Raw genomic sequence first — 16,729 nt, 5'->3', positions numbered from 1 at the left:
GCGGCTATGATCGAAACCGCCTCCATCCACTTTGCGGAACCGCACGCCATGACGACGAACAGCCCTCCCTCGCTGCCCACCTATGACGACGTTGCCGCCGCAGCCGGCCGGCTGGAGGGCGTGGCCCACCGCACCCCCATACTGCGCAGCCGCACCGCCGACGAGCTGCTGGGCGCCCAGCTGTTCTTCAAGTGCGAGAACCTGCAGCGCACGGGTGCCTTCAAGATACGCGGCGCCTACAACGCGCTGTCGCAGTTCACCCCCGAGCAGCGCAAGCGCGGCGCCCTGGCCTTCTCTTCGGGCAACCATGCCCAGGCCGTGGCACTGGCCGCGCAGATGCTGGACATGCCCGCGCTCATCGTCATGCCCGAGGATGCGCCTGCCTCCAAGATGGCGGCCACCCGCTCCTACGGCGCCCAGGTGGTGACCTATGACCGCTTCACCGAGGACCGCGAAGCCATCTCCCGGCGCCTGGCCGACGAGCGCGGCATGACGCTGATCCCGCCGTTCAACCACCGCGACGTGATTGCCGGCCAGGGCACGGCGGCCAAGGAGTTGTTCGAGGAGGTGCCCGATCTGGACTACCTGTTCGTCTGCCTGGGCGGCGGCGGCCTGCTGTCGGGCAGCCTGCTGGCAGCCGGACAGCTCGCCCCGCGCTGCAAGGTCTACGGCGTCGAGCCCCAGGCCGGCGACGATGCCCGCCAGTCGCTGCGCGCAGGCCGGATCGTGCAGATCCCCACGCCCCACACCATTGCCGACGGCGCGCAGACCCAGTCCATCGGCGATATCACATTCGCCATCATCCGCGAGCATGTCGAAGATATCCTGGCCGTGGCGGACGAGCATCTGGTGCAGGCCATGCGCTTTTACGCGGAACGCAAGAAAATCGTGGTCGAACCCACGGGTGCGCTCTCGCTGGCGGGCGCCCTGCATGGCGGGGTTGCGCTGTCGGGCGCACGCGTGGGCATTCTCATCAGCGGCGGCAATGTGGACCTGGCGCGCTACGCGCGCTTTCTGCACGACTGAACCGACCCCTGGCGCCGGACCCAAAATACCGGCGCCCTTTTTTCCAGAAGAAAACCATGAGTACTCTGCACCTGATCGACCACCCGCTGGTCCAACACAAGCTCACGCTGATGCGCCGCAAGGAAGCCAGCACCAACAGCTTCCGCCGCATGCTGGGCGAGCTGTCCACGCTGATGGCCTACGAGATCACGCGTGACATGCCGCTGCAGGACATCGAGATCGAGACCCCGCTGGAGACCATGACCGGCAAGGTCATCGACGGCAAGAAGCTGGTGCTGGTGTCCATCCTGCGCGCCGGCAACGGTTTCCTCGACGGCATGCTCAACGTCGTGCCCGGCGCGCGCATCGGCCACATCGGCCTGTACCGCGACCCCGAGACGCTGCAGCCCGTCGAGTACTACTTCAAGATGCCCTCCGAGATGGAAGAGCGCGACGTGCTGGTCGTCGATCCCATGCTGGCCACGGGCAATTCGGCCGCCGCCGCCGTGGCGCGCCTGAAGCAGCTGAACCCGAAGTCCATCAAGTTCATGTGCCTGCTGGCCGCGCCCGAAGGCGTGGCCACCATGCAGAAGGCCCATCCCGACGTGGACATCTACACGGCCGCCGTGGACCGCCAGCTGGACGCCCACGGCTACATCCTGCCGGGCCTGGGCGACGCGGGCGACCGAATCTTCGGCACCAAGTGAGCCGCCGGGCGCTGGGCGCTGGGCGCCTGCACCCACAAAAAAGCCGCACGATGTGCGGCTTTTTTGCTTGGCAGCGGGGACAGCGTCATCAATCCACCAGGCCCGCGTAGACGTTCTGCACGTCATCGTCGTTCTCGATGCCGGCCAGGAAGTCCTGCACTTCCTCCTGCTGCTCAGCCGACAGGCTGGCCATGCTGACCGGCGTCTTGGCCTTGTAGCCCAGCTTGGCCGACAGCACCTTGAAGCCCTGGGCCGGCAGCGCCTTGCTCACGGTATCGAGGTCGGTGGGGTCGGTGATGAACAGCGTCGTGCCCTCTTCCTCGCCGGGCTCGAAGTCCTGTGCACCGGCCTCGATGGCGGCCAGTTCGGCATCGGCGCCGCCTTCGGGCTCGCCTTCGATCATGCCCACATGGTCGAAGTCCCAGGCCACGGCCGTCATCTGGCCCTTGCGAAAGCACACGCGCATGTTGGGTGCCGTGCGGTTCACGTTGTCGGTCAGGCACTCGATCATCACCGGCACGCGGTTGGGGCCGTAGCCTTCATAGACCACGCGCTCGTAGTTGACGGCATCGGCACCCACGCCCGAGCCCTTCTTGATGGCACGCTCGAGCGTGTCCTTGGGCATGGAGGCCTTGCGTGCGGCTTCCACCGCCATGCGCAGGCGCGAGTTGCCTGCCGGATCGGCGCCGGCGCGCGCCGCGACGATGATTTCCTTGACAAGCTTGCCAAACAGCTTTCCCTTGGCGTCGGCGACCAGCGCCTTGCCCTTTGCTTTCCATTGCGCGCCCATGGCTGCTTTTCCCTTGCGGATTCTCTGGTGGGTAGGAGGCGCCGCCGCCCGCCCCCGCAGAGACCCGGCCCGGCGCCGAAAGAGCGCTGTTTATACACCCGCGCAAGTGGCTGCGCGGGCTTTTTGCGCAGTGGTTGACAGGTCGCCGCAGGCTCTGGTGGCGTCGTGCATGATGCTGGCTTGTGCGAAGCCCCCTGCCTGCGCTGCACCGCCGCCGACGTCAACGGCGGTGCATCCGGCTTCCCGTCTTGTCCCCTCATCACAGGAGCATCGGCATGCCGCCATCCCTATCCGCCGCCCTCGCCATCAGCACCCTGGGCCTGTCCGGCGCACTGTGGGCCGCCAGCCCCAACCTCTCCACAGAAATCGTCGCCGAAGGCCTGGAGCACCCCTGGGCCATGGCTTTCCTGCCGGATGGGCGCTACCTGGTGACCGAGCGGCCGGGCCGCATGCGCATCGTGCAGGGCGACGGAAGGCTGGGCGCTCCCCTGGCGGGCCTTCCGGCCGTGGAGGCCGCAGGCCAGGGCGGCCTGCTGGACGTGGTGCTGGACAGCGACTTCGCGCGCAACCGCCAGCTGTACTTCTGCTACTCCGAGCCCGGCAGCGGCGCCGACAGCGGCAAGAACAGCACGGCGCTGGCCAGCGCCCGGCTGTCCGACGATGCCAGCCGGCTGGAGCAGGTGAAAGTGCTGTTCTCGCAGCGCCCCAGGTACGCGAGCGCATTGCATTTCGGCTGCCGCATCGTGGAGCGCAGAGTGGACGGCAAGAGCGATGGCACGCTGTTCCTGGCGCTGGGCGAGCGCTCGCGCTACAAGGAAGAGGCCCAGAACCTGCAAAGCCACCTGGGCAAGATCGTGCGCATTGCCAAGGACGGCAGCGTGCCCAGGGACAACCCCTTTGTCGGCCGCGCGGATGCCTGGCCCGAGATCTGGAGCTACGGCCACCGCAACGCCCAGGGCGCGGCGCTGGCGCCCGATGGCAGCCTGTGGATGCATGAGCACGGCCCGCAGGGCGGCGACGAGGTCAACCGGCCCGAGCCCGGCAAGAACTACGGCTGGCCCGTGATCACCTACGGCGAGAACTATGGCGGCGGCAAGATCGGCGCCGGCATCACGCGCAAGGAGGGCATGGAGCAGCCACTGCACTACTGGGTGCCGTCGATCGCCCCCTCAGGCATGGCCTTTGTGACCAGTGACAGGTATGGGGCGCAATGGAAGGGATCGCTGGTCGTGGGCTCGCTCAAGTTCCAGCGGCTGGAGCGCCTGACGATCAGGTCCGGGAAGGTGACGGCCAGCGAGCAGGTGCTGCCGCGCCTGGGCCAGCGCGTGCGCGATGTGCGCCAGGGACCGGACGGCTGGCTTTACCTGCTGACGGACGCCCAGGGCGGGCAGTTGCTGCGCGTCACCGCCACGCCCTGAGTCCCGTCACGCGCGGCGGCTCACTGCACGGTGATGCCGTTGGCCTTGACCACGGCATCCCAGCGCTTGCGCTCGGCGGCCACGAAGCCCGTGAAGGCTGCGGAGGAGCTGCCCACGGGCGTCAGGCCCAGTTTCTCCAGGCTGGCGCGCGTGGCCGGCAGGGCCAGGGCCTTTTGCACCAGGTCCTGCAGCTTCTGCACGGTCTCGGGCGCGGTGCCTGCGGGCAGGAAGAAGCCGTTCCACTCCGTCACCTCGAAGCCCTTGATGCCGCTTTCCGCCACCGTGGGCACGTCGGGCAGGTCCGGCATGCGCTTGGCCGAGGACACGGCCAGCGCCTTGAGCTTGCCGCCCTTGACATAGTTGATGCTGGAGGCCGCGTTGGCAAAGTACACATCGACCTGGCCGCCCATGACATCGACGATGGCGGGCGCCCCGCCCTTGTAGGGAACGTGGACGGCATCGAACTTGGCGTCTGCCTTGAGCAGTTCCGTCGCCATCTGGGCCAGGCTGCCCGGGCCGTAGGAGGCATAGGTGAGCCTGCCGGGCTTTTGCCGCGCGGCATTCATGAAGTCGGCCAGGCTGTTGTAGGGCGAGGATGGCGCGGCCACGAGAATGTTGGGCACGCTGATGGCCTGGGACACGGCAATGAAGTCCTTGGCCGGGTCATAGGGCAGCTTGCGCAACGCGGGGTTGATGGCGAAGGACGATGCGTCATACAGCACCGTATAGCCATCGGCCTTGGCACGCGCCACGAGGGCTGCACCAATGGCGCCGCTGGCGCCGGCCTTGTTGTCCACCACCACGGTCTGACCCGAGACCTCGCCCAGCGCCTTGGCGATGATGCGCGCCGCATTGTCCGCACCGCCGCCGGCCGAGAACGGCACGACGACCGTGATGGCCTGCGCGGCCGGATAGTCGGCCGCATGCAGCGTGCCCTGGAAAAGTCCCAGTCCCAGGCCCAGCCCCAAGGCCAGCACCGTCATGGCGGGCCGCAATGTCTTGATCTTCTTCACGTTTCTGTCTCCTGTTGCTCCATGGTGAAAACCTGGGCTGCGAGGCTTGCGTACCCCGCGCCCTCAATCGAATCCGTACAGCTCGGCGGCGTTGTCCACCAGCACGCGGGCGCGCAGCGCCGCATCGGAAATCCAGCGTGACAACAAGGCCAGCAGCATCGGGGTCTGCGGCGGATGGGCAGCTTCGGTGACATGGGGCCAGTCGCTGCCCCAGACCAGGCGCTGCGGGGCCTCGGCCACCCAGGCCTGCGCCAGCGCGTCGCAATCGGCATAGCCTGCGGCCAGGCCCGCCCGGCTGTTCAGATACGGGCCCGAGAGCTTGATCCAGGCCCTGCCCTGCTGCACCAGCCCACGGACCACACCGAAGGCAGGCTGGTGCACGCCTGCGCCGTCAGTGCTGTCAGCCAGCCGCGCCATGTGGTCGAACACCAGGGTGCATGGCAGCCGCTGCAGCAGCGCCGCATGGGCCTCGATCTGGCTGGCCAGCCAGTGCAGTTGCACATGCCAGCCCAGCGCGGCAATGCGCTCGGCCAACGGCTCCAGCATGTCCAGCCGCACGGCTGCATCGTGCTCGGTGTGCAGCGAAAAGCGGATGCCGCGAATGCCGCCGTCATGCAGCGCCCGCAGCTGTGCGTCGGTGATATCGGGGTGCACCACGGCAATGCCGCGCGTGCTTGCTGCGCCCAGGGACTGGATGGCGTGCAGCGTGGCCCGGTTGTCCGTGCCATGCGCACGCGGCTGGACGATGACGGCCCGCTCAAGCCCCATGGCGCCGCGCAGCCGCGCATAGTCGGCAGCCGTGGCATGGGCGCGCATGGCCTGCGGAGCCTCGGCCCCAAAACGCGTATCAAAACGCGGATCGAAGACGTGCAGATGGGCGTCGCAGGCGCCAGCGGGCAGTGCCTGCATCAACAGCCCTCTTGTGCGGCGGCCTTCAGGGCCTCGGTATGCTGGCCTAGCGTGGGCGCGGCAAAGGCCGGCGGACCGGGCGTGCGGTCGAACTCCACGGCGCCGGCAAAGCCCCGGTAGCTGCCCAGGGTCGGGTGCTCGAAACGGGTGACCATGCCTTCGGCCTGCACCTGCGGGTCGTCGAACATGTCTTCCACCGTGCGGGCCGCCGCGCAGGGCACTTCCTCACCGAACAAGGCCTCCCATTCCAGCGCGCTGCGCCCCGCCAACGCCTGGCGCAGCAGGGGCACCAGCACGTCGCGGTGCTGGGCGCGCTTGCGCACGGAGTCGTAGCGCTCGTCACCGGCCAGCTCGGGCAGCCCCAGCTTGCGGCACAGCGCCTCCCAGAAATGCGCGGTATTGGCCGAGATGTAGAGATAACCTTCGCGCGTCGGGTGGATGCCCGTGATGCCGCCGGAGCGCATGTCGCGCCCCACCTCGCGCGGCTCGCCCTCGGCCCAGACCATGCGTGCGGACTGCATGGTCAGTGCCGCGCGCAGCAGGGACACGCCCACATGCTGGCCCAGCCCGCTTTTCTCGCGCTCGTACAGCGCCGACGACACGCCGCCCGCCACCAGGGCCGAGGCGTAGTAGTCCACCACGGAGCCGTAGAGAATCTCGGGCGGCCCGCCAGCCTTGCCCTGCATGGCGCACATCCCGGTCATGGTCTGCAGCACCTGGTCGTAACCCGCCTTGGCCTTGAGCGGACCCCGGCTGCCGTAGCCGGTGACGCTGCAATAGACGAGGCGTGGGTTGATGGCGGCCAACTGCGCAAAACCGATGCCCAGCCGCTCGGGCACGCCGGGCCGGAAGTTGTGGACCAGCACATCGGCCTCGCGCACCAGGCGCAGCAGCACGGCGTGGTCGGCCTCGTCCTTCAGGTCCAGCACCATGCCCCACTTGCTGCGGTTCACGCCCAGGAAGGCGCGGCTTTCAGCCTCCAGCGTGGACGGGTACTTGCGCAGGTTGTCGCCCACGGGCGGCTCGACCTTGATCACCTCAGCGCCCTGGTCCGCCAGCAGCGAGCAGCCATACGGTCCCGCGATATAGGCGCTCAGGTCCAGCACGCGCACGCCGCTGAGCGGGCCTTTCGGCCCCTGGCGTTCACCGGGCACAAAACTCATTCGTTTCTCCTGATAGGGAAGCGGGAAGGCCTGGGGCACCTCCCGCCAAAGGCCGGGTTCAATCGGCCTGGATATTGCGGTCCTTGGCGAGCTGCTTCCAGCGCGCCACGTCGCTGCGGATCACCTGTGCGAACTGCTGCGGCGTCACGGGGTTGGCAATGGCGCCTTCGCGCAGGAAGCTGGCCTGGATGGTCGGCTTGGCCAGCACCTGGTTCACGGCCTGGTTGAGGCGGTCCACGATGTCGGCTGGCGTGCCCGCAGGCGCCAGCAGCCCCCACCACAGATCGAATTCGTAGCCCGGGATGGCTGTTGCCATGGGCGTCAGGTCCGGCGCAATGGGGCTGGGCTTGAGACTGGTGATGCCGATGGCGCGCAGCTTGCCGTTGCGCACCATGGGCAGGATGGACGGGCCGCTGGAGACCAGCATCTGCACCTGGTTGCCGATCACGTCGGTCACGGCCGGACCCTGGCCCTTGTAGGGCACATGCATGATGTCCATGCCCGGCACCATGGAGCGCATCATCTCGGTCGCGAAGTGGTTGATGCTGCCGGTGCCCGAGGTGGCGTAGTTGAACTGGCCCGGGCTGGCCTTGATGGCGCGCACCAGATCCTGCGGCGTCCTGGCCGGGAATTCGTTGTTCACGGCCACCACCAGCGGGCCCTTGGCAAACATGGCCACGGGCGCCAGGTCCTTGACGGGATCGAAGGGCATCTTGGCCTGCACCGCGGCATTCGTGGTCATGCTCGACGACACCGCCACCAGCGTGTAGCCGTCTGCCGCCGCCTTGGCCACCGAGGCCGTGCCGGTGTTGCCGCTGGCACCGGGCCGGTTGTCCACGATCACGGTCTGCTTGAGCAGATCGCCCATTTCCTTGGCCACCTGGCGTGCGAACACATCGTTGGAGCCTCCCGGCGGATAGGGAACCACCATGGTGATGGCCTTGGACGGGAAGGCGCCCTGCGCCATCAATCCCGGCGAAGCCAGCCCGGCCAGCGTGGCCACCGTTGCCGTGGCCGCCAGCGCCACCAGCCTGCGCCGCGTGCGGCAATGCGAAATGCTCATGTCTTTGTCTCCTGTCCTGTTTCTTGTCGTTGTGTTGCCCGGCATGCAGGACGCCGGTACACCGGAATGCCAGAACCCTATTCAGGCCACCAGCAGCCCCTGTGCATGCGCCGCAGCCACGATGGCCTGGGCACGCAGCACAAAGGGCTTGTCCACCATCTTTCCGTCCACCACATAGGCGCCCAGCGCATTGGCGTCAGCCTCGCGGGCCGCCTGGACCACCTTCAGCGAGTGGGAAATCTCCTGCTCGGTCGGCTGGTAGACCGCATTGGCCAGCGCGACCTGGCTGGGGTGTATGCACGTCTTGCCCAGAAAGCCCAGGCCGCGCGACAGCCGCGCCTCGGCGCTGAAGCCGTCGCTGTCGCGGATGTCGGCAAAGGCGCCGTCATAGGCATAGATGCCTGCCTCGGCAGCGGCCATGCGCACGGCAAGCAGCACCTGGGCAATGGCGGCGGGCTCGCGCCGGTTCACGCCAAAGGGCTCGAACAGGTCGCCCAGCCCCATCTGCAGGCCGGCCACGCTGGCGTGGGCGCCGGCCAGTTCGGCAGCGCAGCGCAGGGCGCGAGGTGTTTCGATGTTGAGCAGCAGGCCAGGCGCCTGGGGCACGCCGTTGGCATCTGCCGCATCGGCAATGCGCTGTGCGGCCTCGCGCACCTGCTGCACGGTCTCGGGCTTGGGCAGGTTGATGAGGTGCACGCCGTCGCGCACCATCTCGGCGATGTCGGCGCCGAAATGCGGCGTATCCATGGCGTTGACGCGCACGATGAGCGTCTTGCCATGGCCCCGGCTTTCAGGGCTGAGCAGGAAGCTGCGCAGCAGGCTGCGCGCCTCGTCCTTGCGCGCTTCGGCCACCGCGTCCTCCAGGTCGAAGGACAGCGCGTCGGCCTCGCCGGCCAGGGCCTTGGCGAACAGCTCGGGACGCGATGCGGGAACAAACAGTTTGCTTCTCATGGCCCGCATTGTGGGCGGCAGAAAGCCAAGAGAAACACAGGTAATATTTGTTCAAACCACACAAATTCTTTGTTTATGGAAACCAGCTACCTGCACAGCTTCCTGCTTGTGGTGGAGACCGGCTCCATGGCCGAGGCCGCGCGGCGCCTGGATATCACGGCCGCCGCCGTGGCCCAGCAGATCCGCATCCTCGAGCGCGAGTTCGACGCCCCCCTGCTGGCCCGCGCAGGCCGCACCGTGCTGCCCACCCCGGCCGGCCACCGCCTGGCCCAATCCGCGCCGCAGTTGCTGCGCGAACTGGCCAATGCCAAGACCCATGTCAGCCAGGAAGGCACGGCCGGGGAACTGGTCATAGGCACCATCAACACGGCGCTGCACAGCCTGCTGCCCGACATCCTGGCCGGCTTCGTGAAGAAGTGCCCCGACGCCAAGGTGTTCCTGCGGTCGGCCACCACGCGCGAGCTGTACGAGGCCGTGCGGCAGGGCGAGCTGGATGCGGCGGTCTGCCTGCACCCCTCGTTCGCCCTGGCCAAGACCTTCGACTGGACACTGCTGCGCGAGGAGCCGCTGGTGCTGCTGGTGCCGCGCCAGCTGGCGCACCTGGACCCGCACACGCTGCTGCGCACCCAGCCGCTGATCCGCTATGACCGCAGCCTGGGCGGCGGCCAGATGGTGGAGCGCTACCTGCGCGCCGCGCAGATCGCTCCACAGGAGCGCTTTGAACTGAGCTCGCTGGTGGCGATTGCCATGATGGTGGACAGGGGCCTGGGCGTCTCCCTGGTGCCCGACACGGCCCTGAACCTGCCCGATGGCCAGGGCGTGGTGCGGCTGGCCCTGCCCGAGGAATCGCAGTCGCGACGCTTCGGTGTGATGTGGCTGCGCTCTTCGGCACGCCTGCCGCTGATCCACAAGCTGGTGGAATGCGCGCGCACCGTGGTCAGGCAGCGCGGCGGTCCTCGCGCTGCCGCACGCGCAGCAACCAGGTCACCATAGGCCGCACCTTCAGGACTCCGCCACGGCCGCCGTGGCAACCAGGTCCTGGAACCTGCGCAGCACCGCAGACGCATCGCCCACGCGCGTGGCCAGATGCAGCGGAGCGGCCAGCCCCGGGCATTGCGACAGCGTGCGGTAGGCAATGCCGTCGCTGCGCAGGCGCTGCATGGAGGCCGGCACGATGGACAGCCCCAGCCCTGCCGAGACCAGGCTCAGCGTCGCCGTCATGCGCGGCGCCTCCTGCACCACGCGCGGGCTGAAACCGGCCTCCAGGCAGGCCTTGAGAATAGCGTCGTACAGGCCCTGCCCCACCCTGCGCCGGTACAGCACGAAATCCTCCGAGGCGAGCTGCGGCAAAGGCACGGGCCGGCGCAATGGGCGTGCCAGCGCATGCCCTGCCGGCAGGGCCAGCAGCATGGGCTCCTCCAGAATCGGCACGGCCTGCAGCCCCTGGCTGCCGTGCAGGGGCGAGCGCACAAAGGCCGCGTCCAGCCGCTCTTGCAGCAATGCATCCATGAGCTCGCCCGTGCCCGCCTCCTCCAGCGCCACGGCCACGCCGGGCACCTGCTGGCGGAACATGCGCAGCACGCCGGGCACGAAGGGATGCAGTGCGGCAGAGCTGGTGAAACCCACGGCCAGCCGGCCCGTCTCGCCGCGGGCGGCGCGGCGCACCACCTCGGCCAGCCCATCGGAGCGGGCCAGCAGAGCCCTGGCCTCTTCCAGCAGCGCCAGCCCCGCCGCCGTGGGCCGCACGCCGCGCGGCAGGCGCTGCACCAGCTCCACGCCCAATTCGTGCTCCAGGCCCTGCAGCAATCGCGTCAGCGGCGGCTGCTGCATGCCCAGGCGCTCGGCCGCGCGCGTGATGTGGCCTTCCTCGGCGATGGCGACAAAGGCGCGCAGTTGGCGAAGCTCGGGCACATCAATACTTTCAAGGTATGGGAAGGCTTCGATTGTGGCATTTGCAATCATGAATGGACGGATTTACGCTCGCGCCCCACAAACACACCTACCTGAAAGGCAACACGATGACCTGGTCCGCAAAGCAGTACACAACGTTCGAGCAGGAACGCACCCGCCCCGTGCGCGACCTGGTGGCCGCCATTCCCGATCTGCCTGGCCGCGCCGTGCGGCTGGCCGTGGACCTGGGCTGCGGCCCCGGCAACTCCACCGAGGTCCTGGCCCAGCGCTTCCCCGGGGCCACCATGATGGGACTGGACAATTCCGAGGACATGCTGGATGCCGCACGCAAGCGGCTGCCGGGCACGGCCTTCTGCCTGGCCGACATCGCCACCTGGCAGCCCGACCAGCCGCAGGACGTGATCCTGGCCAATGCCTCGCTGCAGTGGCTGCCCGACCACCAGCAGCTTTACCCGCGCCTCGTCAGCCACCTGGCCCCCGGTGGCAGCCTGGCCGTGCAGACACCGGACAACCTGGAAGAACCGGCCCACCGGCTGGCACGCGAAGTGGCCGCCAGCGGCCCATGGGCTGCCACGATTGGCGATGTGCGCCACCCCGCACGTCACAGCGCGGACTTCTACTACGCCCTGCTTCGCCCGCACTGCAGCAACGTCGATGTCTGGCGCACCACCTACTTCCACCCGCTGGCGGGCGGCCATGCCGCGGTGGTTGAGTGGTTCAAGGGTTCGGCGCTGCGCCCCTTCGTCGCGCCGCTGGACGAGGAGCAAAAGGCCGGCTTCTACGCAGCGTATCTGCAGGCCATCTCCCAGGCCTACCCCGCGCTGGACGATGGCACGGTGCTGCTGCCCTTCCCCAGGCTGTTCATCGTGGCCAGCCGCTGAAGCAGCGCGCCTTCGGCCCTCAGCGCGCCGGATGCAACTCGATGAGATCCCACAGATTGCCGTAGAGGTCTTCGAACACGGCCACGGTGCCGTGGGGCTTGCGCTGGGGATCCTGCACAAAGCGCACGCCGCGCGAGCGGTAGGCCTCGAAGTCGCGCAGGCAGTCGTCGGTCTGCAGGAACAGGAACACGCGCCCGCCCGCCTGGTTGCCCACGCGCGCGGCCTGTTCCTCATTCGTGGCGCGGGCCAGCAGCAGGCGCACACCGCCGCCACCGGGGGCCACGGTGACCCAGCGCTTGCCCTCGGACAGGGCGGTGTCCTCGATCAGCACGAAGCCCAGCGCGCCCACATAAAAGCGCAGCGCCTCGTCATAGTCGCGCACGGCGACGCTCACCTGTCCTATCACCTGGGGCATGGAATCCTTTGCAGCAATGGTGCGGTCCTCGGACCGCGGGGCCGCGAGGATAACGGAGCCCTGTCAATGCCCTGCCGCCCTGGCCCGTAAGCCCTGCGGCTGGCCCCACAATGGCGGCTTGCAATTGCCTCGTGAGGGACGGGAATCCATGCTGAATGCCTTGTGGCTGGGCTTTTTTCTGGTGGCGGCCGTGGCTGCGCTGGCCCAATGGCTGGTCGGTGGCCAGGCCGGGATTTTCTCGGCCATGGTGCAGGCGCTGTTTGCCATGGCCAGGCTGTCGGTCGAGGTCATGGTGCTGCTGTTCGGCACGCTGACGCTGTGGCTGGGCTTTCTGCGCATCGCAGAGAAGGCCGGCGTGGTGGAGTGGCTGGCGCGCGTGCTGGGCCCGTTGTTCGCCAGGCTCATGCCCGAGGTGCCGCGCGGCCATCCGGCCCTGGGCCTGATCACGCTGAACTTCGCGGCCAACGGGCTGGGACTGGACAACGCGGCCACGCCCATGGGCCTGAAGGCCATGCGCTCGCTGCAGGAGCTCAATCCCCGGCCCGACACCGCCACCAATGCGCAGATCCTGTTCCTGGTGCTCAATGCGTCGTCGCTGACCTTGCTGCCCGTTACCATCTTCATGTACCGCATGCAGCAGGGTGCGCCCGATCCCACCCTGGTCTTTCTGCCGATCTTGCTGGCCACCTCGGCCTCGACCCTGGTCGGCCTGCTGGCCGTGGCCGTCGTGCAGAGGCTGCCGCTGTGGAGCCCCGTGGTGCTGGGCTACCTGCTGCCGCTGGGCCTGGCGCTGGCGGGCTTCATGGCCTTTCTGGCCACGCTGTCGGCGGCCGCGCTGGCGCAGCTGTCATCGCTGCTGGGCAACCTGACGCTGTTTGCCCTGATCGTGCTGTTCGTCACCCTGGGCGCCTGGCGCAAGGTCGCGGTCTACGACAGCTTCATCGAGGGCGCCAAGGAAGGCTTTGACGTGGCCAAGGGCCTGCTGCCCTACCTGGTGGCCATGCTCTGCGCCGTGGGCGTGTTCCGCGCATCGGGCGCGCTGGAGTATGCGCTGTCGGGCATACGCTGGGTGGTCGATGCCATGGGCATGGACGCCCGCTTCGTGGACGCCCTGCCCACGGCCCTGGTCAAACCCTTCTCGGGCAGCGCGGCGCGCGCCATGCTGATCGAGACCATGCAGACCCAGGGCGTGGACAGCTTCGCCGCCCTGGTGGCCGCCACCATCCAGGGCAGCACCGAAACCACCTTCTACGTCCTGGCCGTCTACTTCGGCGCCGTGGGCATACAGCGTGCCCGCCACGCCGTGCCCTGCGCCCTCGTCGCCGAACTGGCCGGCGTGGTGGCGGCCATCGTGGTCTGCTACAAGTTCTTTGGCTGAAGGCACAAATGGGCGCTGCGCCTGAAGCCGACGCGGTCCAAGGCGAGGAAGACCGAGCAAGTGCCTACGCCGGCCGCCCCGCCGCGAGGGTGTCGCACCTCTCGGGAGAAGCCGCGCAGCGGCTCAGGGGGAACTAAAGTTCCGGCATGATCGCCTCGGCATAGTCATACAGCGCCCCCAGGATTTCCTCGCCGCGCTCGTCGGCAGTTTCCGATAGCTGATCGACCATGGCAAACATCTGCTCGGCCGTGCGTGCGCCGCCCTTTCCTTCGATCAGGCAGGCCGCGCAGTGCTGCAGCCAGCGCTGGCGCTCGGCCGGGTTCAGGCTGGCGGGGAAATTGCGGGCGCGGTAGCGGAACAGCAGCTCGGTCAGGCGGGCATCGTCGAAGCCCGTGCGGTCCAGCGCCAGCTCCTGCGCGGACAGGCTGCGCAGGTGGTTCAGGCGGCGCCGGTCCTCATTGCCCACGAAACCGCCGTACAGGTCCTGGTCGGCATCCAGCCCTTCCTGCGCAGGGCGCTGGTGAACGGCACGCCACAGCGCGCTCATGTCGGGCAGGTCACGTGCAATGGCCGCATGGCCCATGCACTGCTCCACATCGATGCCCCATTGCGCGGCCATGGCCGGGCTCAGCGTCTTGAGGCTGCCGACCACCATGGGCGACTTGTTGAAGTGGATGCTCTTGATGGGCAGGCGCTGCATGCCTTCGGGCAGGTCGGCCGCGCGCGAGAACAGGCGCAGGCGCAGCGTGTCCACGTCGATGGAGGCCAGCTCGGACGGGTCCTGCGCCAGATCCCAGCAGATGATCTCGTTCTTGTTGGTGGGGTGCGTGGCCAGCGGCCACATGACGGCGATGCAACCGCTCTCGGGCCGGATCATGCCGCTGACGTGCAGGAAGGGCCTGGCATGCGCCGGCTCGGCCGGCAGGCCCATTTCCTGCAGCACCCGGTCCTTCTTGTGCAGCGAGAAGGCGAAGTCGAACAATCTGGGCTGGACCTTGCGGATCAGCCGGGCCAGCCCGATGGTGGCACGCACGTCGGACAGGGCATCGTGCGCCTTCTCGTGCAGCAGGCCGTTGGCGCGGGCCAGGTCCTCGAGCTTGAAGCTTGGAGATCCATCCTCCTTTTTCGGCCAGACAATGCCTTCTGGGCGCAGCGCATAGACCATGCGCACCACGTCCAGCAGGTCCCAGCGCCCGCAGCCGTTTTGCCATTCGCGCGCATAGGGGTCGATGAGGTTGCGCCAGAACATGAAGCGCGTGATCTCGTCGTCAAAACGGATGGTGTTGTAGCCCACGCCCACGGTGCCGGCCTGGGCCAGTTCCGCCTCGATGCGGGCGGCGAACTGGGCCTCGGGCATGCCCTGCTCCAGGCATTGCTGGGGCGTGATGCCGGTGATCAGGCAGGACTGCGGATCGGGCAGGTAGTCGCCTGCCGGCTGGCAGTACCACATGACGGGCTCGCCGATTTCATTGAGTTCCGCATCGGTGCGGATGCCCGCGAATTGCGCGGGCCGGTCATAGCGCGGCTGGGCGCCGAAGGTCTCGTAGTCGTGCCAGAAGAAGGTATGGGCCATCGGGCGAGTATGCCTGCGAAAAAAGTGCGTCCGGACATCACAGCAAGGGTGAGCAAAGGCGCGCGCCGGAGTCGAACAGGCGCAGTGCGAAGCCCAGGTCGCGCTTGAAATGCACGCGCTGCGCCTGCTCCAGGTCCAGCTCGAACTGGCGCGCCAGGTCGCCATTGAGCTGGGGCCCGTAGGCGATGGCGCAGACTTCGTAGTTCAGGAAGAAGCTGCGGTAGTCGAAGTTGGCCGTGCCGATGATGGAGATGCTGCCGTCCACCACCAGCGTCTTGGAGTGCAGCATGCGCGCCTTGTATTCGTAGACGCGCACGCCGCAGCGGATCAGTTCGTCGTAGTAGGAGCGCGCGGCCGCCGTGACCAGGGCCGAATCGGAGCGGCGCGGCACCAGCAGCTGCACATCCACGCCGCGCAGCGAGGCATTGGTGAGCGCGGCCAGCGCGGCCTCCGTGGGAACGAAGTACGGCGTGGTCAGCCAGACACGCTCCTCGGCCGCGTTGATGGCCGCAAGATGGGCGCGGTAGATGGCCTGCAGGCCGTTGTCGGGGCCGGAGGTGATGACCTGCACGGGCAGCGGGCCCTCGGGTGCGTCCGGCAGCAGCAGGTCGATGTCGGCGGGCTCGCTCTTGGGGTCCTTTTCGAGGGCGTAGGCCCAGTCCTCGAGGAACACGGTCTGCAGCCAGTTGACGATGGCGCCCTCCAGGCGCAGGTGCACGTCGTGGTAGGCATCGGGCATGACACGCGCGTTCTCTTCGTCGGTCACGTTGACGCCGCCCGTGAAGCCCACCTTGCCGTCGCACACCAGGATCTTGCGGTGGGTGCGGAAGTTGATGACCGGGCGCAGCCGCCGGCCGATCTTGGTGCCATGGAACAGCGCGACCTCGGCGCCCGCATCCTCCAGCGGCTGCAGAAAGCGCCGCCCCAGCTTCTTGGAGCCCAGGGCATCCACCAGCAGGCGCACCTGTATGCCTGCGCGGGCCCGCTGTATGAGCAGGTCGCGCAGGGCCGTGCCGGTCTGGTCGGGCTCGAAGATGTAGTACTCGAGGTGGATGTGGTGGCGCGCGGCATTCACCGCGTCGATGATGGCGTCGAAGGTGGCCGCGCCACCGACCAGCAGCCGCAGGTCGGTGGCCGTGCTCACCGGAAAGTCGCTGGTGGCGGCCACCAGTCGCGCGACCTGGTGCAGGCGCTCGGGACTGCCGGGCATGCGCTCGCGCAGCCGCTGCACGCCCGAGCGCACGCGCGATGTCTTGCGCGCGCGCAGCCGCTTGATGCGCTGGCGCTTGAGCCGTTGCGGGCCGAAGAAATAGTAGATGGCCAGCCCGCCCACGGGAATCGCCGCCATGGACAGCAGCCAGCTCAGTGTGGCCACGGGTGCGCTGCGCTGCAAAAGGATCCACACCGCGACGATCACCACATAGACCGACCAGGTCACCGACAGCAGCAGCAGCGCATTCTCATGGGTCAGGTACTGACGAAGCCACTCCACAAAGACTCCTTCGGGCGGATCAAAGAAAAAGCCGGCAGCCCGGGGGGCTGTCGGCTTGCG

The 16,729-nt window shown here is 68.1% G+C and carries 16 protein-coding genes; 6 read left to right on the top strand and 10 right to left on the bottom strand.

Annotation, left to right across the window (positions count from 1 at the left end; all coding sequences use genetic code 11):
- The first annotated feature begins 48 nt into the window (after positions 1–48).
- On the top strand, positions 49–1,026 hold the full coding sequence (locus tag AC5I49_RS03280; RefSeq protein WP_034347889.1) for a threo-3-hydroxy-L-aspartate ammonia-lyase: 978 nt from the start codon (positions 49–51) through the stop codon (positions 1,024–1,026).
- A gap of 56 nt (positions 1,027–1,082) precedes the next feature.
- On the top strand, positions 1,083–1,712 hold the full coding sequence (upp, locus tag AC5I49_RS03275) for a uracil phosphoribosyltransferase (protein ID WP_012205354.1): 630 nt from the start codon (positions 1,083–1,085) through the stop codon (positions 1,710–1,712).
- 88 nt (positions 1,713–1,800) lie between these two features.
- Here upp and AC5I49_RS03270 read toward each other — a convergent pair whose 3' ends face one another.
- Positions 1,801–2,502, bottom strand: coding sequence for a YebC/PmpR family DNA-binding transcriptional regulator (locus tag AC5I49_RS03270; RefSeq protein ID WP_016446881.1), 702 nt, complete (start codon positions 2,500–2,502; stop codon positions 1,801–1,803).
- A 275-nt stretch (positions 2,503–2,777) separates the two neighbouring features.
- Between AC5I49_RS03270 and AC5I49_RS03265 the strand changes: the two genes are divergently transcribed.
- On the top strand, positions 2,778–3,920 hold the full coding sequence (locus tag AC5I49_RS03265; protein WP_046239341.1) for a PQQ-dependent sugar dehydrogenase: 1,143 nt from the start codon (positions 2,778–2,780) through the stop codon (positions 3,918–3,920).
- A 20-nt stretch (positions 3,921–3,940) separates the two neighbouring features.
- Here AC5I49_RS03265 and AC5I49_RS03260 read toward each other — a convergent pair whose 3' ends face one another.
- The 5 genes from AC5I49_RS03260 to AC5I49_RS03240 all read right to left on the bottom strand — a co-directional run bounded on the left by AC5I49_RS03260 (position 3,941) and on the right by AC5I49_RS03240 (position 9,019).
- Positions 3,941–4,933: a tripartite tricarboxylate transporter substrate binding protein gene (locus AC5I49_RS03260; protein WP_016446879.1), complete on the bottom strand. Its 993-nt coding sequence runs from the start codon at positions 4,931–4,933 to the stop codon at positions 3,941–3,943.
- 63 nt (positions 4,934–4,996) lie between these two features.
- A complete protein-coding gene (locus tag AC5I49_RS03255; RefSeq protein WP_212645679.1) occupies positions 4,997–5,842 on the bottom strand; it encodes an amidohydrolase family protein in 846 nt (281 codons plus the stop codon).
- Positions 5,842–7,005 (bottom strand): CoA transferase, encoded by a 1,164-nt coding sequence (locus AC5I49_RS03250; protein WP_495788828.1) that lies wholly within the window; start codon positions 7,003–7,005, stop codon positions 5,842–5,844. Before AC5I49_RS03250 ends, AC5I49_RS03255 begins: the two co-directional genes overlap by 1 nt.
- Positions 7,006–7,063: 58 nt before the next feature.
- Positions 7,064–8,068 (bottom strand): tripartite tricarboxylate transporter substrate binding protein, encoded by a 1,005-nt coding sequence (locus tag AC5I49_RS03245; RefSeq protein WP_074923376.1) that lies wholly within the window; start codon positions 8,066–8,068, stop codon positions 7,064–7,066.
- Between the two features lie 81 nt (positions 8,069–8,149).
- Positions 8,150–9,019 carry an HpcH/HpaI aldolase/citrate lyase family protein gene (locus AC5I49_RS03240; RefSeq protein ID WP_016446875.1) on the bottom strand — a complete coding sequence of 290 codons (870 nt, stop codon included), beginning with the start codon at positions 9,017–9,019 and terminating at the stop codon, positions 8,150–8,152.
- Between the two features lie 75 nt (positions 9,020–9,094).
- On the opposite strand from AC5I49_RS03240, the gene AC5I49_RS03235 reads away from it, so the two are divergent.
- Positions 9,095–10,012, top strand: coding sequence for a LysR family transcriptional regulator (locus tag AC5I49_RS03235; protein ID WP_016446874.1), 918 nt, complete (start codon positions 9,095–9,097; stop codon positions 10,010–10,012).
- Positions 10,013–10,021: 9 nt separating this feature from the next.
- Here AC5I49_RS03235 and AC5I49_RS03230 read toward each other — a convergent pair whose 3' ends face one another.
- On the bottom strand, positions 10,022–10,930 hold the full coding sequence (locus AC5I49_RS03230) for a LysR family transcriptional regulator (protein WP_461609544.1): 909 nt from the start codon (positions 10,928–10,930) through the stop codon (positions 10,022–10,024).
- A gap of 107 nt (positions 10,931–11,037) precedes the next feature.
- On the opposite strand from AC5I49_RS03230, the gene tam reads away from it, so the two are divergent.
- Positions 11,038–11,811 (top strand): trans-aconitate 2-methyltransferase, encoded by a 774-nt coding sequence (gene tam / locus AC5I49_RS03225; protein ID WP_461609543.1) that lies wholly within the window; start codon positions 11,038–11,040, stop codon positions 11,809–11,811.
- Positions 11,812–11,830: 19 nt separating this feature from the next.
- On the opposite strand, the gene AC5I49_RS03220 is transcribed toward tam, so the two are convergent.
- On the bottom strand, positions 11,831–12,226 hold the full coding sequence (locus AC5I49_RS03220) for a VOC family protein (RefSeq protein WP_016446871.1): 396 nt from the start codon (positions 12,224–12,226) through the stop codon (positions 11,831–11,833).
- A gap of 148 nt (positions 12,227–12,374) precedes the next feature.
- On the opposite strand from AC5I49_RS03220, the gene AC5I49_RS03215 reads away from it, so the two are divergent.
- On the top strand, positions 12,375–13,604 hold the full coding sequence (locus AC5I49_RS03215) for a nucleoside recognition domain-containing protein (protein WP_495788827.1): 1,230 nt from the start codon (positions 12,375–12,377) through the stop codon (positions 13,602–13,604).
- A gap of 133 nt (positions 13,605–13,737) precedes the next feature.
- Here the strand turns inward: AC5I49_RS03215 and sbcB are convergent, their stop codons facing one another.
- Both sbcB and cls read right to left on the bottom strand, forming a co-directional pair.
- Positions 13,738–15,177, bottom strand: a complete 1,440-nt coding sequence (gene sbcB / locus AC5I49_RS03210; RefSeq protein WP_495788826.1) for an exodeoxyribonuclease I — start codon at positions 15,175–15,177, stop codon at positions 13,738–13,740.
- A 37-nt stretch (positions 15,178–15,214) separates the two neighbouring features.
- Positions 15,215–16,669, bottom strand: a complete 1,455-nt coding sequence (cls, locus tag AC5I49_RS03205; protein WP_016446867.1) for a cardiolipin synthase — start codon at positions 16,667–16,669, stop codon at positions 15,215–15,217.
- Positions 16,670–16,729 lie beyond the last annotated feature (60 nt).

The organism is Delftia sp., assembly GCF_059499305.1.
The sequence above is the reverse complement of the archived record's forward strand: the minus strand, read 5'-3'. Positions and strand labels throughout refer to the sequence as shown.

Coding starts and splice junctions, on each gene's coding strand:
- AC5I49_RS03240 (WP_016446875.1), bottom strand. CDS start 9,019: ATGAGAAGCAAACTGTTTGTTCCCGCATCGCGTCCCGAGCTGTTCGCC.
- AC5I49_RS03280 (WP_034347889.1), top strand. CDS start 49: ATGACGACGAACAGCCCTCCCTCGCTGCCCACCTATGACGACGTTGCC.
- sbcB (WP_495788826.1), bottom strand. CDS start 15,177: ATGGCCCATACCTTCTTCTGGCACGACTACGAGACCTTCGGCGCCCAG.
- AC5I49_RS03215 (WP_495788827.1), top strand. CDS start 12,375: ATGCTGAATGCCTTGTGGCTGGGCTTTTTTCTGGTGGCGGCCGTGGCT.
- AC5I49_RS03270 (WP_016446881.1), bottom strand. CDS start 2,502: ATGGGCGCGCAATGGAAAGCAAAGGGCAAGGCGCTGGTCGCCGACGCC.
- tam (WP_461609543.1), top strand. CDS start 11,038: ATGACCTGGTCCGCAAAGCAGTACACAACGTTCGAGCAGGAACGCACC.
- AC5I49_RS03235 (WP_016446874.1), top strand. CDS start 9,095: ATGGAAACCAGCTACCTGCACAGCTTCCTGCTTGTGGTGGAGACCGGC.
- AC5I49_RS03245 (WP_074923376.1), bottom strand. CDS start 8,068: ATGAGCATTTCGCATTGCCGCACGCGGCGCAGGCTGGTGGCGCTGGCG.
- AC5I49_RS03220 (WP_016446871.1), bottom strand. CDS start 12,226: ATGCCCCAGGTGATAGGACAGGTGAGCGTCGCCGTGCGCGACTATGAC.
- AC5I49_RS03250 (WP_495788828.1), bottom strand. CDS start 7,005: ATGAGTTTTGTGCCCGGTGAACGCCAGGGGCCGAAAGGCCCGCTCAGC.
- AC5I49_RS03265 (WP_046239341.1), top strand. CDS start 2,778: ATGCCGCCATCCCTATCCGCCGCCCTCGCCATCAGCACCCTGGGCCTG.
- AC5I49_RS03255 (WP_212645679.1), bottom strand. CDS start 5,842: ATGCAGGCACTGCCCGCTGGCGCCTGCGACGCCCATCTGCACGTCTTC.
- upp (WP_012205354.1), top strand. CDS start 1,083: ATGAGTACTCTGCACCTGATCGACCACCCGCTGGTCCAACACAAGCTC.